This window comes from Nocardiopsis ganjiahuensis DSM 45031, from assembly GCF_000341085.1.
Taxonomy (GTDB): Bacteria; Actinomycetota; Actinomycetes; order Streptosporangiales; family Streptosporangiaceae; genus Nocardiopsis; species Nocardiopsis ganjiahuensis.
Genome location: NZ_ANBA01000017.1, coordinates 18,057 through 36,744 on the forward strand (window position 1 = coordinate 18,057; position 18,688 = coordinate 36,744).

General features: G+C 70.1%; 21 protein-coding genes and 1 tRNA gene. 16 read left to right on the forward strand and 6 right to left on the reverse strand.

Annotated elements, in window-relative coordinates; translation table 11 throughout:
- Window positions 1–61 precede the first annotated feature (61 nt).
- Window positions 62–571: a flavin reductase family protein gene (locus tag D458_RS0123345; RefSeq protein WP_040702732.1), complete on the reverse strand. Its 510-nt coding sequence runs from the start codon at window positions 569–571 to the stop codon at window positions 62–64.
- On the reverse strand, window positions 556–2,280 hold the full coding sequence (gene sppA / locus D458_RS0123350; protein WP_017589154.1) for a signal peptide peptidase SppA: 1,725 nt from the start codon (window positions 2,278–2,280) through the stop codon (window positions 556–558). Before sppA ends, D458_RS0123345 begins: the two co-directional genes overlap by 16 nt.
- A 120-nt stretch (window positions 2,281–2,400) precedes the next feature.
- On the opposite strand from sppA, the gene D458_RS0123355 reads away from it, so the two are divergent.
- The 6 genes from D458_RS0123355 (at window position 2,401) to D458_RS34065 (ending at window position 9,024) form a co-directional block, all read left to right on the forward strand.
- On the forward strand, window positions 2,401–3,081 hold the full coding sequence (locus tag D458_RS0123355; RefSeq protein ID WP_026119619.1) for a hypothetical protein: 681 nt from the start codon (window positions 2,401–2,403) through the stop codon (window positions 3,079–3,081).
- A gap of 345 nt (window positions 3,082–3,426) precedes the next feature.
- Window positions 3,427–4,770 carry a M16 family metallopeptidase gene (locus D458_RS0123360; RefSeq protein WP_051049777.1) on the forward strand — a complete coding sequence of 448 codons (1,344 nt, stop codon included), beginning with the start codon at window positions 3,427–3,429 and terminating at the stop codon, window positions 4,768–4,770.
- A 74-nt stretch (window positions 4,771–4,844) separates the two neighbouring features.
- Complete coding sequence (locus tag D458_RS0123365; RefSeq protein ID WP_017589157.1) at window positions 4,845–6,191, forward strand: M16 family metallopeptidase; 1,347 nt, start codon at window positions 4,845–4,847, stop codon at window positions 6,189–6,191.
- A 337-nt stretch (window positions 6,192–6,528) separates the two neighbouring features.
- Window positions 6,529–7,698, forward strand: a complete 1,170-nt coding sequence (locus tag D458_RS0123370; RefSeq protein ID WP_026119621.1) for a serine/threonine-protein kinase — start codon at window positions 6,529–6,531, stop codon at window positions 7,696–7,698.
- 130 nt (window positions 7,699–7,828) lie between these two features.
- On the forward strand, window positions 7,829–8,149 hold the full coding sequence (locus tag D458_RS0123375) for an ArsR/SmtB family transcription factor (RefSeq protein ID WP_017589158.1): 321 nt from the start codon (window positions 7,829–7,831) through the stop codon (window positions 8,147–8,149).
- Window positions 8,146–9,024: an SRPBCC domain-containing protein gene (locus D458_RS34065; protein WP_017589159.1), complete on the forward strand. Its 879-nt coding sequence runs from the start codon at window positions 8,146–8,148 to the stop codon at window positions 9,022–9,024. The genes D458_RS0123375 and D458_RS34065 overlap by 4 nt, the downstream gene beginning before the upstream one ends.
- Window positions 9,025–9,192: 168 nt before the next feature.
- On the opposite strand, the gene D458_RS0123385 is transcribed toward D458_RS34065, so the two are convergent.
- Window positions 9,193–9,267 (reverse strand) — tRNA-Leu (locus D458_RS0123385).
- Window positions 9,268–9,344: 77 nt separating this feature from the next.
- Complete coding sequence (gene bcp / locus D458_RS0123390) at window positions 9,345–9,827, reverse strand: thioredoxin-dependent thiol peroxidase (RefSeq protein WP_017589160.1); 483 nt, start codon at window positions 9,825–9,827, stop codon at window positions 9,345–9,347.
- Between the two features lie 321 nt (window positions 9,828–10,148).
- Between bcp and D458_RS0123395 the strand changes: the two genes are divergently transcribed.
- Window positions 10,149–11,246, forward strand: a complete 1,098-nt coding sequence (locus tag D458_RS0123395) for a CDP-alcohol phosphatidyltransferase family protein (protein ID WP_017589161.1) — start codon at window positions 10,149–10,151, stop codon at window positions 11,244–11,246.
- Window positions 11,247–11,262: 16 nt separating this feature from the next.
- Entirely contained in the window at window positions 11,263–11,661 is a 399-nt protein-coding gene (locus D458_RS0123400; protein ID WP_017589162.1) for a DUF3618 domain-containing protein, read from the forward strand.
- A 100-nt stretch (window positions 11,662–11,761) separates the two neighbouring features.
- On the opposite strand, the gene D458_RS0123405 is transcribed toward D458_RS0123400, so the two are convergent.
- Window positions 11,762–12,985 carry an alanine racemase gene (locus tag D458_RS0123405; protein WP_017589163.1) on the reverse strand — a complete coding sequence of 408 codons (1,224 nt, stop codon included), beginning with the start codon at window positions 12,983–12,985 and terminating at the stop codon, window positions 11,762–11,764.
- A gap of 181 nt (window positions 12,986–13,166) precedes the next feature.
- Here D458_RS0123405 and purU point away from each other — a divergent pair, with 181 nt between their 5' ends.
- The 8 genes from purU (at window position 13,167) to D458_RS0123445 (ending at window position 17,245) form a co-directional block, all read left to right on the forward strand.
- Window positions 13,167–14,054 (forward strand): formyltetrahydrofolate deformylase, encoded by an 888-nt coding sequence (gene purU, locus D458_RS0123410; protein ID WP_017589164.1) that lies wholly within the window; start codon window positions 13,167–13,169, stop codon window positions 14,052–14,054.
- A gap of 331 nt (window positions 14,055–14,385) precedes the next feature.
- Entirely contained in the window at window positions 14,386–14,610 is a 225-nt protein-coding gene (locus tag D458_RS0123415; RefSeq protein WP_017589165.1) for a CsbD family protein, read from the forward strand.
- A gap of 39 nt (window positions 14,611–14,649) precedes the next feature.
- Complete coding sequence (locus D458_RS0123420) at window positions 14,650–15,126, forward strand: Asp23/Gls24 family envelope stress response protein (RefSeq protein ID WP_017589166.1); 477 nt, start codon at window positions 14,650–14,652, stop codon at window positions 15,124–15,126.
- A 2-nt stretch (window positions 15,127–15,128) separates the two neighbouring features.
- Window positions 15,129–15,446, forward strand: coding sequence for an Asp23/Gls24 family envelope stress response protein (locus D458_RS0123425; RefSeq protein ID WP_017589167.1), 318 nt, complete (start codon window positions 15,129–15,131; stop codon window positions 15,444–15,446).
- 43 nt (window positions 15,447–15,489) lie between these two features.
- On the forward strand, window positions 15,490–15,663 hold the full coding sequence (locus tag D458_RS37070) for a hypothetical protein (protein WP_017546417.1): 174 nt from the start codon (window positions 15,490–15,492) through the stop codon (window positions 15,661–15,663).
- A 14-nt stretch (window positions 15,664–15,677) separates the two neighbouring features.
- Entirely contained in the window at window positions 15,678–16,046 is a 369-nt protein-coding gene (locus tag D458_RS0123435; RefSeq protein ID WP_026119622.1) for a hypothetical protein, read from the forward strand.
- Between the two features lies 1 nt (window position 16,047).
- Window positions 16,048–16,653 carry a DUF6286 domain-containing protein gene (locus D458_RS0123440; protein ID WP_017589169.1) on the forward strand — a complete coding sequence of 202 codons (606 nt, stop codon included), beginning with the start codon at window positions 16,048–16,050 and terminating at the stop codon, window positions 16,651–16,653.
- Between the two features lies 1 nt (window position 16,654).
- A complete protein-coding gene (locus D458_RS0123445) occupies window positions 16,655–17,245 on the forward strand; it encodes an Asp23/Gls24 family envelope stress response protein (RefSeq protein WP_026119623.1) in 591 nt (196 codons plus the stop codon).
- Window positions 17,246–17,334: 89 nt separating this feature from the next.
- Here the strand turns inward: D458_RS0123445 and D458_RS0123450 are convergent, their stop codons facing one another.
- Entirely contained in the window at window positions 17,335–18,630 is a 1,296-nt protein-coding gene (locus D458_RS0123450) for a hypothetical protein (RefSeq protein WP_152521222.1), read from the reverse strand.
- Window positions 18,631–18,688 lie beyond the last annotated feature (58 nt).

An 18,688-nucleotide genomic window follows, 5' to 3' on the forward strand; every position in this document is an offset into this window, starting at 1 on the left:
AGCAGGGAGGGGCCCGGAACCGAGATCTCGGTTCCGGGCCCCTCCTGTGTCGTGCGGCCGGTCAGCCCACCGAGTGGTAGCGCCCGTCCCAGCGGACCATCGCGGGGCCGCGGCGCTCCGCGCCCACCTCGGGCAGGCCCACCACGTCGGCGAAGAACACCACGTGGTCCCCGACCTCGACGCGCTGGCGCACCGAGCACTCCAGCGCGGCCAGCGCGTCGTCGAGGACGATCGCCCTGGTGTGCTCGCCCCGGTGGTGGGACAAGCCGGACACCAGGAGCCGCGCACTGGGCCGGCCCTCGGCGGAGAACCGTCCCGCCACGGCACGCTGGTCGACGGCGAGCACACTCACCGCGAACGCGCCCACCTCCTCGACGACCTCGGCCACGTAGCCGTCCCCGGCCACGCTCAGCATCACGACCGGCGGGGCCGCGGAGATCGACGCCAGCGCGCTCACCGTCGCCCCGATGTCGTCACGGCCGTCCGCGACGGTCACCACGGTGACCCCGGTCGGCAACAGCGCCATGGCCTCCAGGTAGGCGCCGCTCGGAACGCTCAACGGACCTCCCATGTGCCCGGCATGCTCAGCGGGCCGGCGGCGGGCAGGCCGAGCCGGACCGCGAGGTGCTCCAGTGGCCCCCAGGCGCTCAGGACCGTCTGCGGCTCGGCGGAGGCCACGTCCTCGCTGGACTCGTGCTGGCGCAACCGGTCCAGCGGGTGCGGGCGCGGGAACACCCGCACCGGCAGCGCACCGGCCCCGACCTCGGCCCGTGCCAGGCGCACGGCCGTCTCGACCCCGCCCAGCTCGTCGACCAGGCCTCGCTCCAGGGCGTCCGCCCCGGTCCAGATCCGGCCCTTGGCGACCTCGTGGATCTCGTCCCAGGTACGCCCGCGGGCGGCCGCCACCTTGCTCACGAAGTCGTCGTAGATGTTGTCCAGGAGGGTGTTGATGCGCTCCCACTCGGACTCGCTGAACCCCTCCTCGGTGTCGAACATGGCCGCGTGCGCGCCCTGGGACACGGAGTCGGTGGTGATCCCGAACCGCTCCTTGAGCGCGCCCAGGACCGGCTTGCCGGTGAGCACGCCGATGGAGCCGGTGATGGTGGCGGGCTGGGCCACGATGGCGTCCGAACCCAGGGCGACGTAGTAGCCGCCGGACCCGGCGACGTCGCCCATGGTCGTGATGACCGGCTTGCCCGCGTCACGGGTCAGCTGGCTCTCGCGCCGGATCAGGTCCGAGGCGATGGCCGAGCCGCCGCCGCTGTCCACCCGGAACACCACGGCGCGGATCCGGGGGTCCTGGCGGGCGGCCCGGAACGCTGCGCAGACGGTGTCCGAGCCCATCACGGCCCCGCCCATGGGGGAGCGGCGGCTCTTTCCCAGGGTGATGCCGCCGCTGGCGGAGATCAGGGCGATGTGGTCGCCCCTGTCGGCGAATCTCGGCTTGGGCGGAGTCGTGTGCTTGCGGTGGTAGCGGGTGACGAACTGCAGGACGGGCTCGGGGGAGTCCTCGCCCTCGGCGCGCACCTCCCGGGTGAGTTCGGCGTAGACCTCGTCCCGGTAGGCGAGCTGGTCGACCAGGCCGGCCTCCAGGGCCTCCTTGCCCAGGATCGGCGCGGTGTCGATGAGCTCGCGCACCCGCTTCTCGGTGAGTCCGCGGCTCTCGGCGACCGCCGTGACGATCTGGTCGTTCATGGACTGCACGATCCGGCCCATCGCCTCGCGGTGCGGCGCGGTGTACCCGGTCTGGGTGTACGGGTTGATCGCGTTCTTGTACTCGTGGCGCGCGCCGCCCTCGAACTTCACGTCGAGCTTGTCCAGCGCGCCCTTGAGGAAGGTGGACCGCGACCTCAGGCCGCTCAGCCCCACCAGGCCGGTGGGTGACAGGGCCACCCGGGAGAAGGCCGTGGCCAGGTAGTAGGGGAGGTTGCCGTCCCCGGCCTCGCCGAAGGTGTCCGCCCAGGCCACCGCGGGCTTGCCGGTGGCGCGGAAGTCCGCGACGGTGTCACGCAGTTCCTGGATCTTCGCGATGCCCAGGGCGCGGGCGTCGACCCGCACGACGAGGGCGCCCACCCCCGGGTCGCGGGCGCCCCTGCGGATGCCCTCCAGCACCTCGAGGTAGTGCTGCTTGCGACGGTTCATGATCTGGCTGAGGGGGTCGCCCGGCGACTCGTCGGCGACGCCCTCCGTCAGGTCCAGTTCCAGCACCAACGGGCCCTGGGGCCGAGGGCCGAACCGGTCGAGGGACAAGGGCTCAGTGATCTTCGCGAGGTCCACCATGGCCCCAGGGTAGTGGGGGCCGTTCTCCGGTGCGGCGGGTGTGTCGGGGACGCTATGGTCAACTGTGCTCCGATCTGTCAGACGCGTGGTCGGGGACCGTAGAGAAGGGCGGAACGATCGATGGCGCGCACGACGGACGAGGTTCGGCAGCGAGCGAGAGGCGGCCGTGCGGCCGTGGTCGCGGCGGCGGCCCTGCTGGCGCTGAGTGCCTGCTCCGGCGAGTCGGCCGGTGAGATCGAACTGGAGCGCGGCGAGAGCGGCATGATGCCCTCCATCGAGCCTCCGGGCCCGGAGGGCTTCGACAGCGCCGAGGTCGGAGGGGTGAAGATCGATTCCCCTGAGGGCTGGGAGGTCCAGAACGAGGGCGGTCAGCTGTGCATGACCCCGCCCGGCCAGAGCGCCTGCGCCTACGGTTCGGTCCAGCTGGTCCCCAAGCAGGCCGACAACCACCCGCAGGACTGGCCGAAGAAGGACGAGGCCTTCCACGACGACGACGGCTGGGCGGACGACACCGACAGCTGCCGCAGCCTGAACACCGCCGCGTCGGGCAACATCGGGGTCAAGGACGCCGGCCTCACGACCGGGCACGGCAACGTGTTCGAACACGCGGACGGCCTCAAGTCGCACCACTCGGTATGGACCGTCACCTGCGACAACGAGGACACCTTCGAGGTGCGCATGTGGTTCCTGCCCGAGAGCGACGTGCTGCTCTACGTGTGGTCGGCCGACGCCCAGTACAGCGCCGTCTACGACGAGATCGCCGCGTCCATGGACACCACCGAGTACCGCAACGCCTCCTGAACCGTGTTTACTTTGCACCTGCGCCCACCCGTCGCCCGCCACCACCCTCAACGGACGCCTCCGGCGCAGTTCCCGCTCTGTCGTTCCTCGCTGGCGGCTTGACTCCTCTTGCACTGTGTTGCAGAGGATTGGCCTCCCCGGCGCTCGAACGACACCCCCCCTGTGGTTGAGGCCCTGTCGAGCCTCTGACCGGCGTCCGATCTGTTCCGGCACTAACTGACAAACCCCGCCAAACCCCCTACGGATTGCTGGAACCGAGTGTCCCCGCAGTGCGGTTAGGCCATAGGCTCGTAGTCGGTGAAGCAGTCAACGGAACTTGATGGGGTGCATGCGCTGGTGACCACCATGGGAACGGCGGGACGGGTCGATCAGTACACACTGGACAACGGACTGCGTCTGGTGACGGCTCCGGCCTCCACCGGCCAGGTCGCCTCGGTCAACCTCTGGTACGGGGTCGGTTCCCGGCACGAGGTGCCCGGCCGCACCGGGTTCGCGCACCTGTTCGAGCACTTGATGTTCCAGGGCAGCGGAAACGTCACCAAGGGCGAGCACTTCGACGTGGTCGAGCGGCTGGGCGGGGACATCAACGCCTCCACCTCCACCGACCGGACCAACTACTTCGAGACGGTCCCCACGCACGCCCTGGACTCCATCCTGTGGCTGGAGGCGGACCGCCTGGCGACCCTGCGCGAGGGCATGACCCAGGAGGTCCTGGACAACCAGCGCGACGTCGTCAAGAACGAGCGCCGCCAGCGCTACGACAACCAGCCCTACGGCACGGCCCTGGAGCGCATCCTGCGCCTGGCCTACCCCGAGGGCCACCCCTACCACCACTCCACGATCGGCTCCATGGCCGACCTGGACGCCGCCGACCTGGACTACGTCAAGTCCTTCCACAAGGCGCACTACGGCCCCGACAACTGCGTCCTGACCATCGTCAGCGACCTGGAGTCCGCGGACGTCCTGGCCCGGGTCGAGAAGTACTTCGGCGGCATCCCCGCCCGTGACTTCGTCCCCGAGACCCCCGACCCCTCTCTGAAGGCCCCCCTGGGCGGTCCCGTTCGGGACTCCGTCACCGAGACGGTTCCGGCAGCCGGTGTGTTCATCGGCTACCGCGTCCCCGCCTACGGCGAGCGTGGGCACGACGTCGCCCAGCTGGCCGCGGCCGTCCTCGGCCAGGGCCAGGGCAGCCGCCTGTACCGCTCACTGGTCGTGGACCGGCCCATCGCCGCCGACGACGGCGGCGGCTCCGCCGACCTGCTGGCCTTCCGCTACACCGACAGCCTGCTGCTGGTGAACATGCTGGCCCGCGAGGGCGTGGACGGTGACGTCCTGGAGCAGGCCATCCGCGAGGAGGTCGCCAAGCTCGCCGACGGGATCACCGACGCCGAACTCGACCGCGCACGCGCCGTCCTGGAGCGCGAGCACCTGCACTCCATCGCCAGCCCCTCCGGGCTGGCCGACGCCATCGGCAGCTCCACCCAGCTGCTCGGCGACCCCGAGCTCGCCTACACCTGGCCCGAGCGCTGGGCGGGCGTCACGGCAGAGGAGGTCCGGGCCGCCGCCGCTCGCCTGCTCGTCGACGACAACATGCTCGTCGTCCGCTTCGACCCCGAGCCCGAGACCGCCGCTGAGACGCTCCAGGCGGAAGCCGAGGCCGACGCCGCGGCCGACGCCCCGCAGGGATGACCGCCGTCCAGGCGTAACCGTCCCGCAGGCGTCACCGCCCCGTTCCAGCCAAGCCGCAGAAAGAGCCGCAGAGCATGCAGCAGACCCGCCCGGACCTCGGCGCCCCCGCGTCCTACACCTTTCCCCAGCCCCAGCGCATCCGCGTCGGCGGCGGCACGATCGTCGCCATCGACGTCCCCGGCCAGCAGCTGGCCTCCCTCCGCCTCGTGCACCCCTCCGGCGGAGCGGTCGAGCCCCTCGACGCCATGGGCGTCAGCGCCCTGACCAGCGAGGCCCTCGAGGACGGGCCCGGCGGCAACAGCTCCCTGGCCCCGGCGCTGGAGCGCCACGGGGCCGAGTGGATCTCCCGCGTCAGCTGGGACGGTTTCATCACCGGTCTGGACGCGCCCACCAAACGCCTCGGCGACGCCGTCCACCTGTTCGCCGACGCCGTGCGCCGCCCGGCCCTGAACGCCGACGACGTCGTGCGCCGCCGCGAGCAGCTCCTGGAGCGCTTCTGGCTGGACGCCTCCTCCGCCGGCACCCTGGCCATGCGCAGCCTCGGCGGGCAGCTGTTCACCGGCCGCTACGCCACGCCCCTGGCCGGCGGCCCGATCAAGCTGGCCGACATCACCCCCGAGACGGTCGCGCGCTTCCACGCCGACTCGATCGCCTCGGTCGCCGGAACCCTCGTGGTCGTCGGCGACCTGGCCGACGTCGACCTCCAGGAGCTGGGCCGGACCGTCTTCGGCGACGCCGCGCCCACACCCGAGCGCCAGGTCACCGAACCGGCCTCGCCCCCCGGCGAGCTGCCCCGCGTGCTGGTCGTGGACCGCCCGGGCTCGGTCCAGTCGGCCCTGGTCATCGCGCACCGCGCCCCCTCGCGTTCGCAGGTGGACCTGCCTCGCGCCGAGGGGATCAGCGAGGTCCTCGGCGGGATGTTCACCTCCCGACTCAACATGGAGCTGCGCGAGCGCCTGGGTTACACCTACGGTGCCGGGAGCCGCTTCGACCTGCGCCGCGACAGCGGGGTGTTCTTCATGAGCACCCAGGTCGAGGCCGGCACCACCGCCCACTCGATCACCTCCTCCCTGGAGCAGGTGAACAAGCTGCGCGACGGGGGCGTCACCGAGGACGAGCTGACCGCGGTCCGCGAGTCCAACACCGTGGGGCTGCCGGTCACCTACTCGACCGCCCGGTCCATGGCCGGGGCCCTCGTCGACATGGTGGTGAACGACCTGCCCGACGACTACGTGGACCGCACCCGGGCCGGGTACGAGAAGCTCACCGCCGAGGACCTGAACAGCGCCGCCGTCGAGTACCTTCGTCCGGAGGAGACCGTCGTGGTGGTGGTCGGCGATGCCGACAGCCTGCGCGAGCCGCTCACCAAGACCGGGATCGGTCCGGTCGAGGTGCGCTCTCCCGAGTCCCTCTGGAGCTGATGTCCAGGGGTTTCGTGCACGAGCGGAAGCACGTGCACGAAACCCGGTTCGGGTCAAGGGTTTGCAAGGGAGAGCCTCGTCACGGCATGTGTGGCTCTCTCCCGGACATAACGAAACCGAACCTATGTGTCAGCCATCCGGCAACCACCAGCTTGGACTCTGCGTCATGCTGGTATAACGAGTGATCCGTGCACCTACGTGGTGACAGCGACCGCAATGCTCCGCAGGAGGCCACCATGGCCGGTGAATGGACCCGTGGATAACCGTGTCCTCCCTAGACAACCCTCACACGCAGCGGCCCCAGACGTCGCTCGACTCCGCGCGTCCAGAGTCGGCCGTGGCTGAGCCGGAGGCCGGCGGACGGCTGCTGATGGGTCGCTACCAGCTGACCTCCGAGATCGCCCGCGGCGGTGTCGGTACGGTATGGCGCGCCACCGACCTGGTCATCAAACGTGAGGTCGCGGTCAAGGAGCTCCGCCTGCCCGCGGACCTGAGCCGCTCCGAGCGTGAGTCCCTGGTGCAGCGCACCACCCGGGAGGCCCGTGTCGCCGGACGCCTCACCCACCCCAGCCTCGTCACCGTCCTGGACGTCGTGGACGAGGACGAGCGGCCGTGGATCGTCATGGAACTCCTGGAGGCCTCCACTCTGGAGGAGATCATCCAGGTGGGCGGCCCGCTGCCCTACCAGCGGGTGGCGGAGATCGGACTCCAGCTGATCGACGCGCTCAAGGTCGCGCACGAGGAGGGCATCGTCCACCGCGACGTCAAGCCCGACAACGTGATGATCAGCGAGACCGGGCGCGTGGTGCTGACCGACTTCGGGCTGGCCGCCTGGAACGGGGAGTCCGCGCTGAGCTCCTCCGGGCGCATCATCGGCTCGCCCGCCTACATCCCGCCGGAGCGCGCCAAGGCCGGCCCGGTCGGTCCGGAGTCCGACCTCTGGTCGCTGGGGGCGACCCTGTACGCGGCGGTCGAGGGTTACCCGCCCTACGACCGCAAGGGCTACATCAAGATCCTGCGCCAGGAGCAGTTGGACGAGCCCAAGGAGGCCGCCAACGCCGGCCCGCTGGCCCCCGTGCTCGCCGGCCTGCTCAAGGTCGAGCCGGGTGAGCGGCTGATCGCCGACAACGCCGCCAAGATGCTGCGGATCGCGGCCCTGGCGCCCTGGGCTCCGGAGGAGCCCGCCAAGAGCGGCACCCCCTCCGCCCAGAACGGTTCCCCCTCCGCCGAGGAGGGGGCCGAGAACGGCGCCGAGGGGCGCGAGTCGGCCCGGGAGCACTTCCGGGCGGGCGCGCACGTGCTGGCCGAGTCCATCAGCGAGCGGCTCCGGCACAGCCCCGAGACGATGAACTCGATCATGCTGTCCATCCGCGAGTCCACGGACAACATGGGTCTGACCAAGACCGGCAAGCACTCGGAGAAGAGCCATCTGACCGTGGCCGCCGGTGTCGGACTGGGTGTGATCGCCCTGCTGGCGCTGGTCATGTGGGCCCTCTTCGGCCTCTGACCGCCGGGCCGGACCCGATAACGAGAAGAGACGCCCCCGTCCCCGTGTCCGCACGGCGGCGGGGGCTTCTGCGTCTCCCGCCAGCGAACATGCCGTTGACGATATATTTCGACAAGGGTATATTCGTTGAATGTTGTCGACCTTCGAAGTGCTGTCATCGGCTGTCCGGCGGGACATCATCGCCCAGCTCCGCCGCGGGCCGAGTTCGGTCAGTGATCTGAACGAGGCCCTGGGGATCAGCCAGCCGGTCGTGTCCAAGCACCTCCGGGTGCTGCGCGACACCGGGTTCGTCCGCGTCCGCCCCGAGGGGCAGCGCCGGTGGTACGAGTTGCGTACCGAGCCGTTCCGGGAGGTCGACCAGTGGCTCGAGCCCTACCGGTGGATGTGGGAGGACCGGCTCGACCGCCTCGGCAGACACCTGGACGCACAACGCGAGGAGAACCAGTCATGACGGATCCGACGCTGGCGAACGACGGGAAGCGGCCCGCCGTCCGTGTCGAGCGCAGGTACGACCACCCGATCGAGCGCGTCTGGCAGGCCGTGACCTCGCGGGAGGGCCTGGCGCAGTGGTTTCCCCACGGGGTCGAGTTCGACCTGAGGCCCGGGGGCGCGGCCCGGTACGGTGAGGAGGGCGAGGAGGCTGTGGAGGGACGCGTCCTGGAGGTCCTGGAGCCGCGCCGGCTCGTCTTCACCTGGGACACCGACCAGCTGACGTTCGACCTCAGCACCGACGGCGACGGCACGGTGTTCGTGCTCACGCACGAGTTCGACGACCTCGGCGGCGCCGCCAGCTTCGCCACGGGATGGGAGCAGTGCCTCGTGGCCCTGCGAGCCGGGCTCGACGGGGTCGAGGCGCCCGCCCAGGACAACGGCGCCGACCGCCACGAGCAGCTGGCGGAGCACTTCGGCCTCGGTGCCCCCGAGGTGACCGAGGACGACACCGGTTGGCAGGTGCGGTTCGAGCGCCAGCTCACCTGTTCCGCGGCGGTCGCCTGGGACCTGTTCTTCGGGACGGACCCCGCCACGGGCGAGCAGCTGTCGGCGCCGGAGGCCGGCGGCGAGTTCCGCCGCTCCACCGCCCCGGAGGCGGTGCTGGGCACGGCCACCGAGGTGGACGCCCCGGACGGGTTCGCGTTCGACGTCGCCGAAGGCGTCCCGGGGGACAGCGTGCGGCTGAGGCTCGGCCCGGGGACCGGTCACGGGGCCCGGCTCCTGCTCGAGGTCTCGGGTACCGCCCGGGAGGAGTTGCGGCCCGCGACCGACATGTGGGGCCGCAACGCCGTCGAGGAGGTCGCCCGGAGAGCCGCACGCCTGGCGGCTGCCTGACCCGGGGAAATGACGAAACGACCCGGCGAGGTGGACGGAGCCCGCCGAGCAGGGTCGTTCCGGAGTGGAGCGGAATCAGCGGGGGCCTGGGGGTCGTCCCCCAGGGGGAAATGACGAAACGACCCCGTGAGTGCGTTCACGCACGAACAGGGTCGTTCCGGAGTGGAGTGGGGCCGGCGGGATTCGAACCCGCACTGTACAGCACCTAAAGCTGCCGTCTCCTGCCAGTTGGACTACGGCCCCGACGGGGTCACTCTACCGGGATCGGGGAGATGACCGGTCGTCCGGCTCCGTGGTTGCCGGACGACCGGTCGGCCGGGTCAGACGCCCAGTTCCTTCTTGACGCGGTCGACGTGACCGGTGGCCTTCACGTTGTAGAAGGCCTTCTGGACCTTGCCGTCGGCGCCCACGACGACGGTGGAGCGGATGACGCCCTGGACGAGGCGGCCGTAGTTCTTCTTCTCACCGAAGGCACCGTAGGCGCGCAGGGTGTCCTTGTCGGGGTCGCCGAGCAGGGTGAAGGTCAGGCTCTCCTTCTCCCGGAACTGGGCGAGCTTCTCGGGCTTGTCCGGGGAGACGCCCAGGACGGTGAAGCCCGCGGTGGCGAACTCGGAGAGGTTGTCCCGGAAGTCGCAGGCCTGCGTGGTGCACCCGGGGGTCATGGCGGCCGGGTAGAAGTACAGGACGACGCTCTTGCCGGTGTCGGCCAGGACCTTGCTCAGGGTGACGGGTTGGCCGTCCGCGTCGCTGAGGGTGAAGTCGGGGGCCTGGTCGCCGGGCTCAAGACGGATGGGCTCGCTCACGTGGTGCCTTCTTCTCTACTTCTGGCGGACCGGGTCGCCGGTCCGCGTGTTCATGCCACACAGTACGAGATCCGTGCCCGGGGTGGTGGGGCCGCTTCGTCGGTGCTGGTCGGGACGGGGAAGGTTCTTCGGTTGCGATTCCGGTTCGGTTCATCCGCTTTGGGAGTGACCAACGGTTCGATCACCTATTGTTGACCATGTGCTATAGGTTGGCCGTCCTCCGGGTCATGGCGTAGCGTGCGCGGGTCGCCCGTGACCCGATGGTGTCCGGCGGCCGCCGCCCGGGACACATTCGCTTCGCTTTGGGAGTAGTTCGTCACGATGCCTGGATTCACACTCGACGAGGTCAGGGCTCGTACGCTCAAGGAGCGTGACTCCTGGCTGACGGTCTACTTCGTGGACCCGATCGCGGTCCGGCTCGTGCGTCTGATCGCGAACCGAACGCCGATCACCCCCAATCAGCTGACCGTGGTCGCCCTCTTCCTCGGGCTGGGCGCCGCCGTGTGCTTCGCGTTCGGCTACTGGCAGCTGCTCATCCTGGGTGCCGCGCTGTACTACGTGTGCTTCCTCGTGGACTGCACGGACGGCAAGCTCGCCCGGCTCACCGGCTCGGAGTCGCTGTTCGGCGCCTGGATGGACTACGTCTCGGACCGTTTCCGGGTCCTGGTGTGCGTGGTCGCCCTCATGGGCGGCCAGTACCGGGAGACCGAGCACGTGGCGTTCGTCTGGCTGGCGCTGGCCGTGGTGTTCCTGGACATGCTGCGCTACCTGAACGCGCTCCAGGTGTACAAGGTCCGCCGTGAGATGCGCTCCCACCTGGCGGCCGCCCTGGAGCGTGCGCGCGGGACCCTGTCCATGCTGGAGCCGGAGGTCGACGCCACGGGCAAGGCGACCGGTGCCGGCGGCAGGACGATGAGCGACGGCGGCGAGCAGGCGGTGCTGCGACACGGCATCGGGGTTCTGGAACAGATTCTGCGCAGTCAGAACGAGCGGGAGGCGCGCAACCAGCGCACCGCGGGAAAGCAGCCGGACCTGACCCTGCCGAAGGTGGACCTGCACCAGGAGTTCCGGACGCGTTTCCCCTGGTACCAGCGGTTCTGGAGGGCCCTCAACGCCCGGCGGGTGCGCACCCACCTGGTCGGCGGGATCGAGTTCCAGATGGCGGTCTTCCTGGTCGCCCCGGTCGCCGCGGCCCTGTTCGAACCGTGGACAATCGGCTGGATCACGGCCTTTGTGGGCGTTTTGCTTCTCGCCTTTGAGATCGCCATCATCTATAAACTGTGGTTGTCCACGCGGGACTTCTTCCGTGTGGTCGACGGAATCGATGGCGCGCTGAGATTCTCCGGTCCGTCCGACGGCGCGGAGGATCAGGGTCGGGACACCGGCTCGGACTCGGACTCTCAGACAACCGTGCGCTAGTGGAGAGAGGCAGCCCATGACGGGAAGCGACACCGAACCGCGCCAGACCCCCGCCGAGGTCATGGCCGAGATCAACCGCGAGCAGCGGCTCTTGGCCGAGACCCTGGAGGAACTCGGCGAGCAGGCCCGCCCGAGCAATATCGCTCGGCGCCAGTTCGCGAAGGCCAAGGACCGGGGGACCCGGGTCTTCGACGAGGCCCGTGCGCTGGTGTTCGGCGGCGGCGCGGTGCGCGTGGAGAGCCACCTGGTGCAGCCTGAGGAGGGCAGCATCGTGCTCAAGGGGGACGACAAGGTGGTGACCACCTACCAGTCGCGCGGCCAGCTGCCGCCCGAGGCGCTGATCCTCGTGGCCGGCGTGGGCGCGGTCATCGCTGTCGGTGTCGTCGCCTGGGCGGTCCGCCGCAAGCGGAAGTAGCCGTACAGCACCCCCGCACACAGCCGGACGGGGCCCGCGTGAGTGATCGCGCGGGCCCCGTCCCGTGTGCGGTCGTGGGGCTCTCGTACGGCCGCCGGTGTCAGAGGAAGGTGCGGCCCTCACCCCGGTAGGTGGGGACGGCGCCCTCGTAGGCCCCGGTGTCGGAGTCGATCAGGTGCAGGGTGTCGAAGCGCTCGCAGAGCTCACCGGCCTTGGCGTGGCGCATCCACACCCGGTCCCCGACGGACAGCCCGCGGGCGGCCTCGCCGATCAGCGGGGTCTGGACCTCGCCCGCCCCCTCGGTGGCGCTGTAGGACAGGCCCTCGGGCAGGTGCGGGACCGGGGGGCGGTGGGCGTCGATCGGTCCTGAGGCCGGGTAGCCGCCGCCCAGGACGGTGGCGACGTCGGGTGCGGGGCGGCGTACGACGGGCAGCGCGAACAGCGCGGCGGGGCGTCCGCGGAAGGACCGGTACTGGTCGAACAGGTGGGGCTGGTAGAGACCGGACCCGGCGGCCAGCTCGGTCACGGCCCGTTCGCGTCCGGTGGTGTGCAGACTGCCGGTGCCGCCGCCGTTGACGAACCGCAGGGGGGCGACCTCGCGGACGGCGCGGGTGATCGCGGCCCTGCGTCTGGCCAGCTCCAGGGCGGAGCGGCGCTGAACGGCGCGCAGTACGCGCCCGTACAGGGGACGGCCGGGGGGAGCGTCGCCCACGCCGGCGATCTGCCCCTCGTAGGCCATGATCCCGTCGAGTTCCAGCTCGGGGCGGCGCAGGACGGCGCGGGCCAGCGCGGCGGCCTGGTCCGGGGTGCGGACGGGGGAGCGGTAGGCGCCCACGCGGATCCTCGGTCCCAGGGGCTGCCAGCTGGTGTCGATGTCCAGGCACACCCGGATCGGGGGCGCGTCGGGGCCGCGGTCGGCCTTGGCCACGGCGGCGCTGACGAGGTCGAGGTGGGCGGTGTCGTCGACCATCAGGGTGATGACGCGCGCGGCGGCGGGGTCCGCGGCCAGTTCGGTCAGGGCGTCGGTGTCCGCGGTGGGGTAGGCGACGAGGATGTCGTCGCTGAGCGGCTCGGGGTCACCGGTGGCCAGCCAGAGGGCCTCGGGCAGGGTGAAGGCCATGATCCCGGCGTAGCCGGGCAGCGACAGGACCGTGCGCAGCAGCTCCCTGGAGCGCACCGACTTGCTGGCCACGCGGATGGGGCGCCCGTGGGCGCGGCGGGTCAGGTCCGCCGCGTTGGCGCGGAAGGCGGCCAGGTCGACCATCGCGAAGGGGGCCTGGACTTCGCGCGTCGCGGCCTCGTACTTCTCACGCAGTCTCGTCATGTCCTTGAGGATGCCAGAACATGAATGTCTTTCATATTGTCCGAAGGGCCCGACTTTTCGGTGCCCGGCCGATCCGCTGGTGACGCGGGATACGCCGGGAACGACCCCGGCGGTTCCAGGCCCTCGATATCCTGGGGCGTCACGGCTGATCAGCCGGTCGACCCCGGGAGTGGTGCCATTCATGAGCGAGCGCGAGTACGTCCTGACCCTTTCCTGCCCCGACAGCCGGGGCATCGTTGCGGCGGTGGCCAACCTACTGGCCGACCACGGTTGCAACATCACCGAGAGTCAGCAGTACGGTGACCACTTCACCGGTCGTTTCTTCCTCCGGATGCAGTTCGTTGCCGAGGCCGGGCAGGCCGGCGCGGTCGGCGAGGACGCTCTGCGCGGTGCCTTCGCCGCTCTGGCAGGGGACTTCGGCAGCGGTCCCGGCGACTCGTTCGTCGAGTGGACGCTCCAGGCCCGGGACGTGCGCCCGCGCATGATCGTGATGGTGTCCAAGTTCGGACACTGCCTGAACGACCTCCTCTACCGCCAGCGCAGCGGCCTGCTGGACATCGACATCGCCGCGGTGGTCTCCAACCACCCGGACCTGGAGTTCCTGGCCGACTCCTACGGCGTGGACTTCCACCACCTGCCGGTCACCCCGCAGAACAAGCGGGAGCAGGAGGGGCGGATCCTGGAGCTCGTCGACTCCTACGACGTCGACCTCGTGGTGCTGGCCCGCTACATGCAGGTGCTCTCCGAGCAGCTGTGCACCAAGATGTCCGGCCGCATCATCAACATCCACCACTCCTTCCTCCCCAGCTTCAAGGGCGCCCGTCCCTACCACCAGGCGCACCTGCGCGGGGTGAAACTGATCGGCGCCACCGCCCACTACGTCACGGCCGACCTGGACGAGGGCCCGATCATCGAGCAGGAGGTCTCCCGGGTCGACCACACCCACAGCCCCGAGCAGCTCACCGCGATCGGCCGCGACCTGGAGTCCGTGGCCCTGGCGCGCGCCGTGAACTGGCACGCCCAGCGCCGGGTCCTGCTCAACGGAGACAAGACGGTCATCTTCGGCTAGGCGTCCCGGGGGACAGCGCGCCCGGGCTGGCGGAGGCCGCCGGGCCCGGTGACACGGCCGGGGGACAACTCGATTTCGGACGTCAGGGGTACCGGTAGGTGCCCCTGACGTCTTTCTGTTCCAGGCGGGGTTTCGGATGCGTTTTTGGGGGAGGGATGGTAAGACCATGACCCCTCTCACCTGCATTTCATGGCTGTCAGTACCTTGTTGACTACATAGAGTGCGTATATGGTGTGATGAGGTCGAAACCTCTCCGGTCGTCCCGTCCCGGGACGGCTCGGGTTTCGGTCCATCAACCCTGAGTCGAACCGACTCTGATCAGGGAGCACAAATGGGCAAGCACTTCGACGACGCCGTCGGCAAGGGCAAGGAAGCCTTCGGCAAGGCCACCGGGGACACCGGTACCCAGGCCGAGGGCAAGGTCGACCAGACCAAGGCCGGGGCCAAGGACACCGCGGACAAGGCCAAGGGCAAGGCCGAGGAGCTCAAGGACAAGGCCGAGGGCGTGTTCGAGTCCGCGGAGGAGAAGATCAAGGGCGTCTTCAAGAACAAGTAGAAGAGTCCAGGACGGTTTGCGCACTGCGTAGGGGGACCAGTGTCGGACATCAAGACCGAAGCCGCGGTACCGAGCGCCCGCGACGCCGCGGGCAGGCGTGACGCCGCCAACAGGAACGATCAGGGGCACACCCAGATCGCCGACGGTGTCGTCGCCAAGATCGCCGGAATGGCGGCCCGCGAGATCGGCGGCGTCCACGCCATGGGCGGCGGGACCGCCCGCATGGTCGGGGCCGTACGCGACGCCGTGAGCGGCGGCGGTTCCAGCGGCTCGGTGGCACAGGGGGTCTCGGTCGAGGTCGGGGAGCGGCAGGCCGCCGTCGACATCGACCTGGTCGTCGAGTACGGAGCCGCCATCCAGGACCTCGCCGCCGCCGTGCGCCGCAACGTCACAGCGGCGGTCGAGCGGATGACGGGCCTGGAGGTCACCGAGATCAACATCAAGGTGGACGACATCCACCTGCCCGAGGACGACGAGTCCGCCGACGACGGCGACTCCGAACCCAGGGTCCAGTAGTCGTGTCCGGCAGTCGGACCCCGGGCGAGACCGCGCAGGCCATCGCCGAGTCGACCACGCGCTTTCCCGACGTGGTGAAGCTGTCCTCCGGTTCCTTCGGGACCCTGAGCACCGCCGTGCCAGGGGGCAGGGTGAAGGGGGTGGCGGTACGCGACGACTACGTCGAGGTCGGTGTGGTGGTGCGCTACGGGCGTCCGCTGCCGGAGATCGCCGCCGAGATCCGTCGGGGCCTGGCCTCGGAAGCCGACGGCCGCGTCGTCCACGTGTCCGTGGAGGACGTGGTCGCCGGCCTCGGCGACGGCGCACGCGCTGCCATCTGAACACAGACCTACAAGCAGGGCGTTCTGATTAGAGGGGGTAGCCATGTGGCCCATCGTTGGACTGTCCTACGGGACGGTGCTCGGGCTCGCGGCGGCGTTCGGCGGGTTTCCCGCCTTCGCGCTGGTTCTGGTCCTCGGCCTCGTCGGGTTCGTCGCGGGCCGGGCGATGGAGGGCGAGATCGACCTCGCCGAGATGTTCACACGGCGGTCGGCGTAGACAGGGGTGAGGTCGTGGTCGGCGTTCGGAGCGATACGGTCCCCCGCCAGCGGGAGGCCGTGTCCCCGGGGGAGGCGGCCGGAAGGCACGCCCGGGCGCGGGATCCGGGAGGGCGGACGGACATCCCCGGGGCCGTCATCGAGAAGGCGGCGGCCAAGGCCGCCGGAGAGGTGTCCGGGGCGCGTGCCGCGCGGTCGAGGGCGGCACGCGCCCGCGTCAGCGGGGAGGTCGTCCTGCTGAAGCTGCGCATCGAGGTGAGCTACCCGCGTCCGACGCTCCAGGTCGCCCGGGCGGTACGAGGACACGTCAAGGACCGGATCGAGCAGATCACCGGCAAACAGGTCCACCACATCGACATCGAGATCGCGGAGTTGGTGCGCTGACATGACCACCGTGGAAGAGGTGCTCGGCAGTCCGAGCCAGGGAATCGACCGTCGGGCCAAGCGGGTCGCCGTCCACACGTTCCGACCGCGCCGGTCGTGGCCGGCGGTGCTCACCGGTTTCCTGATCCTGGTGGTGGCCGTGATCGCTGCCGCCGAGGTCATCGCCGCCCTCGCCGGCAACCCGCTGCGGCTGATCCCGGTCGGCGCGGCGACCGACTACGCCGGTGCCACCACGTGGTCGGAGCCGTCGGTGCAGATCGCCTCGGCGGTCCTGGCCCTGATCGGTCTGGCCCTGATCGTGGTGGCCCTGGCCCCGGGGCGCAGCCGGTGGACCGCGCTGCGCACCGACGATCCGGCACTGGTGGTCGGTCTGACCCGACCCGCACTGCGCCGGGCCGTGGCCGCCGCTGCCCAGGACGTGAGCGGGGTCGACAGCGTCAACGTGGCGGTACGCGGCAACAAGCTCCGCGTCCACGTGCGCACCGGCATGCGTGAGTCGGGCGAACTGCCCGGCGAGGTGACCGCGGCCGTGGAGCACCGCCTGGAGGAACTGGCCCCGCTGCGCAGCATGCGGATCGCCACGCACGTTCGATTCGCGGAGGGCTGACATGGCGCGCGACAGGTGTCGGAGGTCGGCCAGGGGCAACCGTCTGGGACTGGTGATCGTGGGTACCGTCCTGCTGGCGGCGGGCCTGGCCGCGCTGGCCGCGGGACAGGGCCTCCTCGGCGGCGAACTGGCCGCCTCACCGCTGCTCGGCGACCGGGTCAACGAGGTGCTCGCCCAGCAGTGGGTGCCCTACGTGGCGGTGGCCGTCGCCTTCGTGTCCGGCTTCCTCGCCCTGCGGTGGCTGATGGTGCAGGGCATGAACGACACGGTGGGCCGGCTCTTCCTGGAACACGACGACGCGGGCAACGTGGAGATGAGCGAGAACGTGGCCCGCGGCGCCCTGGAACAGGAGGTCGCCGACTACCCCGGGGTCCGCAGGGCACGGGCCCGGCTGACCGAGTCCAGCGACAGCCCTCACCTGCGGCTGGCGCTGACCCTGGAGGACGACGCCGACGTGGCCGGTGTCTGGAAGCGGGTGCGCTCGGAGGCGATCGCCAACCTGCGCGGCGCCCTCCAACTGGAACGGGTGCCCGCCGTCATCCGGATGTCGATGACCGCCCCCGCCAAGAACCCCAGGCGCAGTCTGGCCTGAATCCACGACGAGCACGTGAGGGGTCGGCGCGCCGAGTGCGCCGACCCCTCTTCCGTGTGTTCCTCGCTTGCCTCGCCCGGTGCGCCGGACTACTGCCAGGTGTTGAACAGGTCAGGGTTCTCGAGTTGGAACGCTTCCTCGGGCTCGCTGGAGCCGTCGACCGGCACCCGGTACCAGCTCGCCTCGCCGGTCGCCGGCTTGGAGCGGAAGAGGATCTCGGTGCGGTCGGGGGAGAGAAGGGGGTTCTCGTTGGTTCGCGGACCTTCGGGGATGAGGGTGCGATCGACCGGAGCGTAATCCTCGTTGAAGGAGGGGCGGTTCTGTTCCTCCTCGGACTGGCTGAACTCCGCCAGCAGTTCTTCGGTGAACTCCCAGACCGACAGCTCGTTGTCCTTCAGAAGCAGGGTGTTCTCGTCGATGAACAAGGGCTTGGCGGTTGTCTCCAGACCCAACCGGTATTCGCTCTGGTCGGAGATTCCTCCGCTGATCAGATCGGGGTTGTCGGCGAGGGCGGTCTCCATGTCGATGAAGGACAGCTGGGTCGAGTTCCCGATGACCTCCGCGTAGAGCAGCGTCTCGCTGTCCGGGGACTCCAGAGTGCTCGCCACCTTCGCGCTGCTCACGGCATCCGGGGTGAGGGGCCAGGCGAGGGGGCCCTGGACGGCGATACCGCTCTCGGGCAGGACGGCGAGGTTGTCGCAGTTCTCGGCGCCTTCACAGGTGCCGAGGTCGTTGACCTCCCCGCTGTGCAGATCCATGGTCTGGATGGTGCCCTCGTTGGTGCTGGTGTCGTATGCGACGAAGAGGATGCGCTCGTTGACCGCGTCGTAGACGGGGGTCCGGTAGTCAACGGGGGTGCTGAAGTCGGAGACCTCCTGTTCGGGGGCGAGGGTGGTGACGGCGCCCTCCTCGGAGATCACCCCGAAGGTCTCCACGGTGTTGCCGTTGACCTCCTCGCTGTAGGCGCGCAGGAGCAGGTGTTCGTGGGGGGACACGCTGATGAGCTGCCCGCCGCAGGAATCGAAGTCGTTGTCGTAGTTCAGTTCCTCGGCGTCCGCGGCCCGCCCGTGGCCGAGCGCCTCGGAAGTGTCCGCGGCCACCAGATCACTGGAGAAGGTCACAGTGGTGATCTCGGTACCGTCGTCGGCCGAGTAGAGGGTGAAGGTGCCGTCGGAGCCGTCACAGTCTCTGGAGAAAAGGCCGGATTCGGTGATGGAGGACTGATCCGGATTCTCCTCGGCGGCCTCTTCGGCAGACGCGTTCTCCTCGCCCTCGGCGGGGGAGGAACCCTCGGCGTCGGACCCGCCGCAGGCGGAGAGCAACAGGGCTGCCGCGGCCATGGGGGCGAGTACGCGGAAGGACCAGGGAAGTGTTTGGGAAGTCACGAGCGAAATCTATACTATCCACGGACGGTACGAATTCGCGGGGTTCTGGGAATGGCCG

Coding starts and splice junctions, on each gene's coding strand:
- D458_RS0123375 (WP_017589158.1), top strand. CDS start 7,829: ATGTTGTCGACCTTCGAAGTGCTGTCATCGGCTGTCCGGCGGGACATC.
- D458_RS0123400 (WP_017589162.1), top strand. CDS start 11,263: ATGACGGGAAGCGACACCGAACCGCGCCAGACCCCCGCCGAGGTCATG.
- D458_RS0123345 (WP_040702732.1), bottom strand. CDS start 571: ATGGGAGGTCCGTTGAGCGTTCCGAGCGGCGCCTACCTGGAGGCCATG.
- D458_RS0123415 (WP_017589165.1), top strand. CDS start 14,386: ATGGGCAAGCACTTCGACGACGCCGTCGGCAAGGGCAAGGAAGCCTTC.
- purU (WP_017589164.1), top strand. CDS start 13,167: ATGAGCGAGCGCGAGTACGTCCTGACCCTTTCCTGCCCCGACAGCCGG.
- D458_RS34065 (WP_017589159.1), top strand. CDS start 8,146: ATGACGGATCCGACGCTGGCGAACGACGGGAAGCGGCCCGCCGTCCGT.
- D458_RS0123355 (WP_026119619.1), top strand. CDS start 2,401: ATGGCGCGCACGACGGACGAGGTTCGGCAGCGAGCGAGAGGCGGCCGT.
- D458_RS0123365 (WP_017589157.1), top strand. CDS start 4,845: ATGCAGCAGACCCGCCCGGACCTCGGCGCCCCCGCGTCCTACACCTTT.
- D458_RS0123445 (WP_026119623.1), top strand. CDS start 16,655: ATGGCGCGCGACAGGTGTCGGAGGTCGGCCAGGGGCAACCGTCTGGGA.
- sppA (WP_017589154.1), bottom strand. CDS start 2,280: ATGGTGGACCTCGCGAAGATCACTGAGCCCTTGTCCCTCGACCGGTTC.
- D458_RS0123405 (WP_017589163.1), bottom strand. CDS start 12,985: ATGACGAGACTGCGTGAGAAGTACGAGGCCGCGACGCGCGAAGTCCAG.
- D458_RS0123440 (WP_017589169.1), top strand. CDS start 16,048: ATGACCACCGTGGAAGAGGTGCTCGGCAGTCCGAGCCAGGGAATCGAC.
- D458_RS0123395 (WP_017589161.1), top strand. CDS start 10,149: ATGCCTGGATTCACACTCGACGAGGTCAGGGCTCGTACGCTCAAGGAG.
- D458_RS0123360 (WP_051049777.1), top strand. CDS start 3,427: ATGGGAACGGCGGGACGGGTCGATCAGTACACACTGGACAACGGACTG.
- D458_RS37070 (WP_017546417.1), top strand. CDS start 15,490: ATGTGGCCCATCGTTGGACTGTCCTACGGGACGGTGCTCGGGCTCGCG.